This is a genomic window from Marisediminicola sp. UYEF4 (assembly GCF_040546025.1).
GTDB lineage: Bacteria > Actinomycetota > Actinomycetes > Actinomycetales > Microbacteriaceae > Marisediminicola.
Window position 1 is genome coordinate 90,703 of record NZ_JBEPNA010000013.1, and the last position, 10,164, is coordinate 100,866.

At 70.0% G+C, this 10,164-nt stretch carries 8 protein-coding genes; 7 read left to right on the forward strand and 1 reads right to left on the reverse strand.

Annotation, left to right across the window (positions count from 1 at the left end; genetic code table 11):
* The first annotated feature begins 19 nt into the window (after window positions 1–19).
* The 4 genes from galE to ABIB15_RS11940 all read left to right on the forward strand — a co-directional run bounded on the left by galE (window position 20) and on the right by ABIB15_RS11940 (window position 6,045).
* A complete protein-coding gene (galE, locus tag ABIB15_RS11925; RefSeq protein WP_354478751.1) occupies window positions 20–976 on the forward strand; it encodes a UDP-glucose 4-epimerase GalE in 957 nt (318 codons plus the stop codon).
* A gap of 149 nt (window positions 977–1,125) precedes the next feature.
* On the forward strand, window positions 1,126–1,491 hold the full coding sequence (locus ABIB15_RS11930; protein WP_502908958.1) for a WhiB family transcriptional regulator: 366 nt from the start codon (window positions 1,126–1,128) through the stop codon (window positions 1,489–1,491).
* A gap of 83 nt (window positions 1,492–1,574) precedes the next feature.
* Entirely contained in the window at window positions 1,575–4,478 is a 2,904-nt protein-coding gene (locus ABIB15_RS11935; RefSeq protein WP_354478754.1) for a glycosyltransferase family 2 protein, read from the forward strand.
* Complete coding sequence (locus ABIB15_RS11940; protein WP_354478757.1) at window positions 4,471–6,045, forward strand: DUF5719 family protein; 1,575 nt, start codon at window positions 4,471–4,473, stop codon at window positions 6,043–6,045. Before ABIB15_RS11935 ends, ABIB15_RS11940 begins: the two co-directional genes overlap by 8 nt.
* 45 nt (window positions 6,046–6,090) lie before the next feature.
* On the opposite strand, the gene ABIB15_RS11945 is transcribed toward ABIB15_RS11940, so the two are convergent.
* Window positions 6,091–6,540, reverse strand: a complete 450-nt coding sequence (locus ABIB15_RS11945) for a metallopeptidase family protein (protein ID WP_354478759.1) — start codon at window positions 6,538–6,540, stop codon at window positions 6,091–6,093.
* Between the two features lie 80 nt (window positions 6,541–6,620).
* Between ABIB15_RS11945 and ABIB15_RS11950 the strand changes: the two genes are divergently transcribed.
* Genes ABIB15_RS11950 through ahcY form a run of 3 tightly spaced genes read left to right on the forward strand, consistent with a single transcriptional unit; the run spans window position 6,621 to window position 9,809 of the window.
* Window positions 6,621–6,842 carry a DUF3499 family protein gene (locus ABIB15_RS11950; protein ID WP_354478762.1) on the forward strand — a complete coding sequence of 74 codons (222 nt, stop codon included), beginning with the start codon at window positions 6,621–6,623 and terminating at the stop codon, window positions 6,840–6,842.
* A complete protein-coding gene (locus ABIB15_RS11955) occupies window positions 6,839–8,275 on the forward strand; it encodes a phosphomannomutase/phosphoglucomutase (RefSeq protein WP_354478765.1) in 1,437 nt (478 codons plus the stop codon). The genes ABIB15_RS11950 and ABIB15_RS11955 overlap by 4 nt, the downstream gene beginning before the upstream one ends.
* A gap of 58 nt (window positions 8,276–8,333) precedes the next feature.
* Window positions 8,334–9,809, forward strand: a complete 1,476-nt coding sequence (gene ahcY / locus ABIB15_RS11960) for an adenosylhomocysteinase (RefSeq protein WP_354478768.1) — start codon at window positions 8,334–8,336, stop codon at window positions 9,807–9,809.
* Window positions 9,810–10,164: the final 355 nt, after the last annotated feature.

Sequence of the window (10,164 nt, forward strand, 5' to 3'; positions counted from 1 at the left end):
CCGGCAATACAGTGGAGCCATGACTTGGCTAGTGACCGGCGGCGCCGGCTATATCGGTTCCCACGTGGTGCGCGCGCTCGTCGGGGCGGGCCTGCGCGCCGTCGTGGTCGACGACCTGTCCAGTGGGCGGGCGGAGTTCCTGCCGACCGGTGTCCCGTTCGCGCGCGGCAGCATCCTCGATGGGGACCTGCTGATGCACACGATGGATGCCCACGACGTCACCGGCGTCATCCACGTGGCCGGCTACAAGTACGCGGGGGTCTCGGTGACGCGCCCACTGTTTACCTACGAGCAGAACGTCACCGGAACCGCGATCCTGCTCGCCGCGATGCAGGACCGCGGGGTCGATCGGATGGTGTTCTCGTCGAGCGCGGCCGTCTACGGAACCCCGGACACCGACCTCGTCACGGAGGCGACCCCCAAGTCCCCCCAGTCGCCGTACGGCGAATCGAAGCTCATCGGCGAATGGCTGCTGCGCGACCAGGCGGTCGCGGTGGGCCTTCGCCACACCTCACTGCGCTACTTCAACGTCGTCGGGTCAGGCGAGGGCGGCGTCTTCGACGTGAGCCCGCACAACCTGTTCCCGCTCGTGTTCGAGGCGCTGCTCGATGGGCGCACGCCGCGCATCAACGGCAACGATTACCCCACGCCCGACGGCACCAACGTGCGCGACTACATCCACGTCGCCGACCTCGCGATCTCGCACGTCGCCGCCGCCCGCCGCCTCGATGCCGGCGAGCCGCTCGAGAGCGCCTACAACCTCGGAAGCGGTGACGGCGTCTCGGTCGGCGAGATCATGAGCACCATCGCGGATGTCACCGGCATACCGTTCTCCCCGGAGATCGCCCCCCGGCGCCCCGGCGACCCGGCCCGCATCGTCGCGGGCGGCGCTCTCGCCGCACGGGATCTCGACTGGCGGATGCGGCACAGCCTGCGCGACATGGTCGAGAGCGCATGGCAGGCACGCACGGGCTAGCGATCATTCCCGTCCGGCGCGTCGCCAACCCTCCACAGGGAGTTGAGGGTTTACGATTCGCGGCTTGACGCGGGGGTAACTACACAGGTGTAATTATCCCTAACGCGACAGGCTGTCGTAAGAACGCCGAGCGGAGGGGAGACCGTGATATGGCAATAGCCGAAAACGCCGCTGTCAACAGCAACACCGGAAGCGCCACCACCAACCGTCGAGGCGTGCCAGACGACTGGTTTGTCGACCCGGTACGACTCGGGGTTCCCGGGGTTCGCAAGATGGTGCCCGTGGGCGACGACCCGCTCGCGTGGCAGACCGACTCGCTGTGCGCGCAGACCGACCCCGAGGCGTTCTTCCCCGAGAAGGGCGGATCGACTAGAGACGCCAAGAAGATCTGCCAGTCGTGCGAGGTGCGCTCCGAGTGCCTCGAGTACGCGCTTGCGAACGACGAGCGGTTCGGCATCTGGGGCGGCCTCTCCGAGCGTGAACGCCGCAAGCTGAGGAAGCGCGACTCGGCCTGACCTGTTACCTGCCGAGCGGGTGTGGGGGTCGGGCTGAGCGTGTCAGTCGCCCGCTCTTGGCAATCGCGCCTAGGCTCGATGGGATGCAACAGCGAGTAACCGCGATTCTTGTCGCCCGGTCGGGGGCGGAGTATCTGCACCGGACCCTCGCGGCGGTCGACAGGCAGGTTCGCAGACCCGACTTCCTGATCGCGGTCGACGCCGGGTCGAGCGACAACTCGGGCTCGCTGCTAGCCGCCGCCGGTCCCGCCCAGCTCGTCGCAGCCTCAGCGAAGGCCTCGTTCGGCGAAGCCGTCGCGCACGCCCTGCACGTGGCCGCCCCCGCGGTCTCCGACAACGAGTGGCTCTGGCTGCTCGCCCACGATAACGCGCCGGAACCGGACGCGCTCACCCGGCTGCTCGGAGCCGTCGAGATCGCCCCGTCCGTCTCCGTCGCCGGCCCGAAGTTGATGGGGTGGAAGCGGCGCGACGTCATCGCCGAGTTCGGGGAGTCGATGACTCCCGTCGGCACCTCGGTGCGCCTCGTCGAGGACGAGCTCGACCAGGCCCAGCACGACATCCGCGGCGACGTGCTCGGTGTGGCGGCATCGGGCATGCTGGTCCGCCGATCCGTCTGGACCGCGCTCGGTGGGTTTGACCCCGCGTTACCGTCGACGGATGCCGCGCTCGATTTCTGCGTCCGCGCCCGCCTCGCCGGCCATCGCGTCATCGTCGTGCCGGGAGCCCGGGTGGCGAGCGCCGGCGGACCGCAGCACTTCGGGCGCCGGTCCCTGAGCGACCGAAGCCGCATGCAGATCGCCAGATCCGCCCAGCTGCACCGCCGCCTCGTCTACGCGCCCTCCGCCGTGGTGCCGCTGCACTGGCTCTCGCTCATCCCCCTCGCCATCATCCGGTCGATCGTGCACCTGCTGGCCAAGTCACCGGGTGCCGTCGGCGCCGAACTGGTGACGGCCTTCCGCGCCGCCTTCGACGTTCTCCCCGTCATCCGGGCCCGGCGCAACCTCCGTCGCACCCGACGCCTGGGCTGGAAGGCGATCGCGCCGCTACGGCTCTCCTGGCGTCGGGCCAGGGAGCAGCGAGCCCACCGCCAGGACAGCGACGACGGGATGGGCCCCGTCGGCCCGGCCGTGTACCGCGAGGAGCCCATCGGCTTCGTCACCGGCGGTGGCCTGTGGGCCGTTCTCGTCACCGGGCTTGTCGGCCTCGTCGCGTTCGGCGGGCTCCTCGGGGCCACCTCGGTCTCCGGCGGCGGGTTGCTTCCCCTCGGAAGCGTCGACAACCTCTGGTCGCAGGTGGGGTACGGCTGGCGGGAGATCGGCATCGGGTTCACCGGGGCCGCCGACCCGTTCAGCTACGTGCTCGCCTCGCTGGGATCGCTCGCCTTCTGGCAACCCTCGGTCGCGATCGTCGCGCTCTACGTGCTCGCGCTGCCACTGGCGACGCTCGGTGCGTGGTTCGCGGCGCGTCAATTCACCGTGCGCCCGTGGCCGCCCGCGCTCGCCGCCGTGCTGTGGGGAATCGCCCCGCCCCTTCTCTCCTCGCTCGAAACCGGCCACCTCGGCGCCTCGATCGCCCACCTGCTGCTCCCGTGGCTCATACTTCTCGGCCTCTCCGCAGGCAGGTCATGGACGGCCTCCGCCGGCGCCGCTCTCGTGTTCGCCGCCGTGACGGCCTCGGCTCCCGTGCTCACGCCCGCGCTTCTGGTCATGTGGCTGGCCCTCGTGCTCTCCCGGCCGCGCCGCGCCTACCGGCTTCTCGGCATCCCGCTCCCCGCCGCAGCGCTGTTCGCACCGCTCGCGATCGACCAGATCCTGCGGGGAAACCCACTCGGACTTCTCGCCGACCCCGGTGTCCCCGCGGCGGGCGGCGCCACCTCCGGCATCCAGCTCGCCCTCGGGTCCGCAGCCGGGGGCTCGAACGGCTGGACGGCACTGCTCGATCGGGTACTCCTGCCCGCCACGACAGCGCCCATCGTCGTGGCTGCACTGCTGCTTCCCCTCGGCCTGCTTGCCCTCCTCGGGCTGTTCGTGCGCGGATCCCGACGCTCGATCCCCGCGCTCGCGGTCGCTCTCCTCGGCTACGCCACGGCGGTCATCTCTACCCGCCTCGAGCTTGTCGCCGTGGGGTCGGAGACCGTCGGCATCTGGCCGGGGTCCGGCCTCAGCCTGTTCTGGCTCGGACTGATCGGCGCTGCCCTCGTCTCGCTCGACGCGATCGGCGCCGCGGCGAGGGGGTTCGCGGTGCTGCTCGGCGTCGCCTCCCTTCTCCTGGCCGTACCGCTTGTGGGGTCCAACCTGCTCGGAACGCTCACCGTGCAACCCGGCCCGGCCCGGCTGCTGCCCGCCTTCGTCGACGCCGAGGCGACCTCCCGGCCCGAGATTGGCACGCTCATCCTCGCGCCGGCGGGCGATGGCGCCATCTCGGCCGCACTGGAGCGCGGCCGCGGCACCCTGCTCGAGCAGCAGTCGACGCTCGATGCCACGGCGATGGGGATGAGCGACGCCGACGCGCGGCTCGCGAACCTCGCCGGCAACCTGGCCTCGCGCAGCGGCTACGACTCGGCGGCCGACCTCGACGACCTCGCGATCGGCTTCATCGTTCTCGAGGGCGCGGATGCGAATGCGGAAACGGACACGGACATGGACGCGGATGCGTCTGCGACCGCGGCCTCCGCTGACGAGGCCGAGGCTGCGGTGCTGCGTCGCACTCAGGATGCGCTTGACGGCAACGCCCTGCTCGTGCCGGTCGGCGAGACGTCGCGAGGGCTGCTCTGGCGTTACGTTGGCGAGGCAGACGCCGTGGCGGGAACGGGGCCGTCGAACACCGGTTCGGTGCTCGGGATGATCGTGCTCGTCGGCCAGGGGCTGATCATTGGCATGACCGTGCTGCTCGCGGTGCCGACGGCGCGCCGCCGCCGGGAACACGTTTCGCGCGGCACCGAGAACGAAGAGCCCGCCACGACGTTCGACGAGGACACCGATGACTGACCGCGACGACGAGCCCGCCGGCCTCGCGCCGGACAACTGGACACCCGCAGAGCCCAGCGGCTCGGCGGCCGACGAGCCGTCGTCGCTCGAGTCCACGGCGAGAGACGTGCCGGACGAGACAAGCGGTCCCAGCCGCGCGCCGCGCCGATTCACCGGCAGGGGCGCCGTCGTCGTCGGCGTGCGCGGACTCATCGGAATCATCGGGGGCACGGTCGCGGCGACCGCCGTGGTCGCCGCCACTGTCATCACCGGCCCCATCTACACGCTGACGGCGCCGTCGGCGTCAATCGCGCCCGTGCCCACCGCGCAGGAGCGCGTATGCCCCGGGCCGCTGCTGCGGCTCGGCGACGACGCCGGCCAGGGCGCGACCATCGCGACGTCGGTGGGCGACGCGGACGTCGAGTTCCAGTCGGTGCCCCGGGAGGCGACGGCGGGCCGCCTCCCCACCACGGACAACCCGAGCGGCCTCGCTCCCCAGGTGCTCGTGCTCCCACCCGGAGAGCCGGGCGGAAAGCCGGCGCTCGCCGGGAGCCAGTCCCAGTCCGTCACCTCCGGCGGGCTGCTCGGGCTCGCGACAGCCGAGTGCGCCGAGGCGAGCGGCGACACCTGGCTCGTGGGCGGTGCGACCGATGTCGGGCGCACAACGCTGATCACGATCAGCAACCCCAGCGCGGTCATCGCGACCGTCGCGCTGAGCATCTACGGCCAGTCCGGCCCCGTCGTCGCGCCGGGGGCCGAGGGCATCGTGGTGCCGCCCGGATCGCAGCGCATCATCTCGCTCGCGGCGTTCGCCCCCGAGATTGTCGCTCCGGTCGTGCGGGTGGAGAGCCGGGGCGGCCAGGTGGTCGCCAATCTGCAGCAGTCCATCGTGCGCACCCTCGCCCCCGGCGGGGTTGAGATCATCGGCGAGACGAGGGGCCCCTCGCGCAGCGTCGTCATCCCCGGGCTCGTCGTCGCGTCGGCGGAGCGCGTCGCCGAGGTGCAGACGGAGCCCGGTTACATCGACGTCGAAACCGCCGTGCGCATCCTGCTTCCCGGTGACGCCCCAACGACCGCGACGGTCACCGTTACCCCCGAGCGCGGCGAGCGCGACCCCACGGTCTTCGATCTCGAGCTCGTCGGCGGCCAAGTGGGCCAGGTCGCCGTCGCCGGCCTCGACGACGGCAACTACACCGTGACCGTCGAGGCCGACCTTCCGGTCGTCGCCGGGGTGCGGGCGAGCACCGTGACCGACGACGGCACCGCCGATTTCGCCTGGCTCGGCGCTCCTGAGGCGCTCGGCGACCGGGCGCTTCTCGTGATCGCCCCTGGCCCCTCGCCGCGCGTGCACCTGGCCAACCCGACCGCGAAGGACGTCACCGTGACGGTCGAGTCGGGCGGGGAGGCGCGCAGCATCGACGTCCCCGCCGGGCGCAGCGTGTCAACGCCAGTCGCGCGCGACAACGTCGTGCTGACGGGAACCGCCGGTCTCATCGCGAATGTCAGCTACACCGGTGACGGCGCGCTCGGCTCGTTCGGAGTGACAACGCCAGGCCCCGGGTCGACCCCCATCACGGTGTACCGCTAGGTCAGGAATCAGGCGCCCGTTACCGTGACGACACGAAGCGTCCGCTCAGTGCAGGTGGCGGAACCGGTCGGGCGCGAGATCCCACGGGTCCTTGCCGAGAAGCTCGGCGACGGCGCGGAACACGCAGCTCTCGACGAGCATCCGCCGGTGGAGAGCGTCCGAGCGGTGCAGCTTCGCGAGCCGTTCGATCGGCAGCCGGAACAGGATCACGCGCCGCTCGGCGACGGAGACCTGCCAGCGATCCACACCCCCGGTAGCGCCGACCTCGCTCGGCAGCCCGGCGATCTCGAAGCTCACCTGGCGCAGGTCATCCGGCCACAGGTCCTTGAGATATTCGGCCGTCTGCACAACCGTGGTCTCGAAGACATCCGCTCGCGTCGCCAGAAGCGGCAGGTGCGGCCCCGTGACGGCAGAACGGATGCCGCGCCCGTGCCGGTCTCGCCAGCCGCCCCGCACGGAGCGGTGGCCGGTCACACGATGCGGGGAGCGAGCCATTGGCCAAGTCTAGGCCGCGACCCGGGACGCGACGGTGGGTCGCGACGCCCGGCGGCCACCCTCGGCCTAGGGTGGGGAAAATGGATGGACGGCCCTGCAGCAAGGTGGCCTGCGTCGCGGACGCGGTGTCGACCCTCACCTACGATTACGCCGACTCGATGGCGGTGCTCGGACCGCTGAGCTATACGCCGGAGCCGCACAGCTACGACCTCTGCCCGAAGCACTCGGAGCGCCTGTCGGTGCCGCAGGGGTGGCAGGTCGTCCGCCACGTCGTGATGCGTGACCTAGGCTTTCCCGCATGACTGGCCTCCAGGCTTCGACGGGTCCCATCGACCTTGCCCCGTTCATTAAGGCCTACGACGTGCGCGGGCTCGTCGGCTCGCAACTCACCGTCGGCGTGGTGCGCGCGCTCGGAGCGGCCTTCGCCGACGAGGTCGGCACGCCCGGTGGCGAGATCATCGTCGGCCACGACATGCGCGACTCCTCGCCCGGCTTTGCCGAGGCGTTCTCCGCCGGCGTGCGGGACCGCGGCGTGAATGTCGTGGGGATCGGGCTGTGCTCTACCGACGAGACCTACTACGCCTCCGGCCACCTTGACCTTCCGGCAGCGATGTTCACCGCGAGCCACAATCCGGCCACCTACAACGGCATCAAGTTCTCCCGGGCCGGCGCCCAAGGCATCAGCTTCGACACCGGGCTTCGGGCGATCCGCGACCGGGCCACGACTTTCCTCGCCGAGGGTATCGACACCGCCGAGGAGCTCGGAGGTGCCCGGGAGCTTGCCGTGCTCGCCGACTATGCCGCCTACCTCCGCGCCCTCGTCGACCTCTCCGGTATCCGCCCGCTGCGCGTCGTTGTCGACACGGGCAATGGAATGGGCGGACTCACCGTGCCCGCGGTGCTCGGCGCCGCCGCCGGCCTGCCGGAGCTCCCGATCGAGGTCATCCCGCTCTACTTCGAGCTCGACGGCACCTTTCCCAACCACGAGGCCAACCCCCTCGACCCCGCTAACATCGTCGACCTGCAGCGCGCGGTTCTCGAGCACGGCGCGGACCTCGGCCTCGCCTTCGACGGCGACGCCGACCGCTGCTTCGTCGTCGATGAGAAGGGCGAGGGCGTCACCCCGTCGGCCATCGCCGCGATCGTCGCCCTGCGCGCGATCGAGCGCGCCACGGCGCTCGATCCCGACGGTGAGGTCGTCGTGCTGCACAACCTGATCACCTCCCGCGTCGTGCCGGAGACGATTGTCCAGGCAGGCGCGATCCCGGTGCGCACGAAGGTGGGGCACTCCCTCATCAAGGACGAGATGGCGGCCACCGGCGCGGTGTTCGGGGGTGAGCACTCCGCGCACTACTACTTCAAAGAGTTCTGGGGTGCTGACAACGGCATGCTCGCGGCAATGTACGTGTTGGCCGAGCTCGGGCACCAGAGCGACCCGATGTCGGGGATCTCCGCCCGGTTCACCCCGTACGCGCTGAGCGGCGAGATCAATTCCACCGTGACCGACATTCCCGGCGCCTACTCCCGCATCGTCGACGAGTTCGTCGGCATGGCGGAGTTCGACGAGCTCGACGGACTCACGGTCACCGGAATCGTGCAGCGCGATGCCCCCTTCTGGTGGTTCAACGTGCGGCCGTCGAACACGGAGCCGCTCCTGCGGCTCAATGTCGAGGCCGGCACGAACGAGGAGATGCTGCGAATCCGGGACGTCGTGCTGGGCCTCATCCGCGGCTGACGCCGCACCCCGGTCAACGCCCCGCTTCCGCTCAGCCCCAAGCTGGCAGAATGGGCCGATGACCATCTCCACTACCGCCGTTCCGTTCAAGGTCGCCGACCTCTCCCTCGCCGAAGCCGGGCGCCACCAGTTCCGCCTCGCCGAGAACGAGATGCCGGGCCTCATGGCGCTGCGCGAGGAATTCGGCCCGTCACAGCCGCTCAAGGGCGCGCGCATCGCCGGGAGCCTGCACATGACCGTGCAGACCGGAGTGCTCATTGAGACCCTCGTGGCCCTCGGTGCGCAGGTGCGATGGGCGAGCTGCAACATCTTCTCCACCCAGAACGAGGCCGCGGCTGCCGTCGCCGTCGGGCCGACCGGCACCGTCGACGCGCCAGCAGGGGTGCCTGTGTTCGCCTGGAAGGGCGAGACCCTCGAGGAATACTGGTGGTGCACGACCCAGATCTTCGACTGGTCGGCGGAGGCCGCGGCCGTGGGCGAGACCTGGGCCGGGCCGAACATGATCCTCGACGATGGCGGCGACGCGACAATTCTCGTACACAAGGGCCGCGAGTTCGAGGCCGCCGGCGCCGTGCCTCCCGCCTCGGCATCCGACAGCCAGGAATATCGGGTCATCCTCGACACCCTCCGCGCGTCGCTGGCCGAGAGCGGTGATCGCTGGACGAATATCGGCGACGGCATTCTCGGCGTCACCGAGGAGACCACAACGGGCGTGCACCGGCTCTACGAGCTTGCCAAGAGCGAGAACCTGCTGTTCCCGGCCATCAACGTCAACGACTCGGTGACCAAGTCGAAGTTCGACAATAAGTACGGAATCCGGCACTCGCTGCCCGACGGCCTCAACCGGGCCACCGATGTTCTCATCGGGGGCAAGGTCGTGTTCGTCGCCGGGTACGGCGACGTCGGCAAGGGTGCGGCGGAGGCCATGCGTGGGCAGGGTGCCAGGGTGATCGTCTCCGAGGTCGATCCGATCTGCGCCCTCCAGGCGGTCATGGACGGCTACCAGGTGACGACGATCGAGGATGTGCTCGACGAGGTCGACATCTTCGTGACCGGAACTGGCAACGAGAACGTCATCACGGTCGACCACCTGCTCGGCATGAAGCACCTCGCGATCCTCGCGAACGTCGGTCACTTCGACAACGAGATCGACATCGCCGGCCTCGAGGCGCTCGTTGGGGCCGAGAGAATCGAGATCAAGCCGCAGGTGCACGAGTGGCGGCTGCCGTCGGGACGCGCGATCCTCATGCTGTCCGAGGGGCGTCTGATGAACCTCGGCAATGCGACCGGGCATCCGTCGTTCGTCATGAGCACGTCGTTCGCGAACCAGGTCCTCGCGCAGATCGAGCTCTACGCACACGGCGAGAACTATGACACCCAGGTCTACGTGCTGCCCAAGCATTTGGACGAGAAGGTCGCGCGTCTGCACTTGGATGCGCTCGGCGTGAAGCTCACGACCCTCACCGCCGAGCAGGCCGCCTACATCGGAGTAAGCATCAACGGACCGTTCAAGGTGGACCAGTACCGCTACTGAGTGGCGGTGGCCGCGAGGTCCTGCGATCGGAGTGCGCCTGGCGACGAGTGTGTTTGTTGGCGCCGAGTGTGCTCGTTTCGCCCATGCAGTTGCCTGCTGGGCGCCGAGTGTGCTCGTTTCGCCCATGCAGTTGCCTGCTGGGCGCCGAGTGTGCTCGTCGGCGCCGACTGTGCCGGTTGTAGCGGGCACGCTCGGTGCGGGTGGGCACTCTCGACGGGGGGAGGCTGCGATCGCGGAGTGAGGTCGCGCGGTCGGAGCGAGCCTGGCGACGAGTGTGTTTGTTGGCGCCGAGTGTGCTCGTTTCGCCCATGCAGTTGCCTGCTGGGCGCCGAGTGTGCTCGTTTCGCCCATGCAG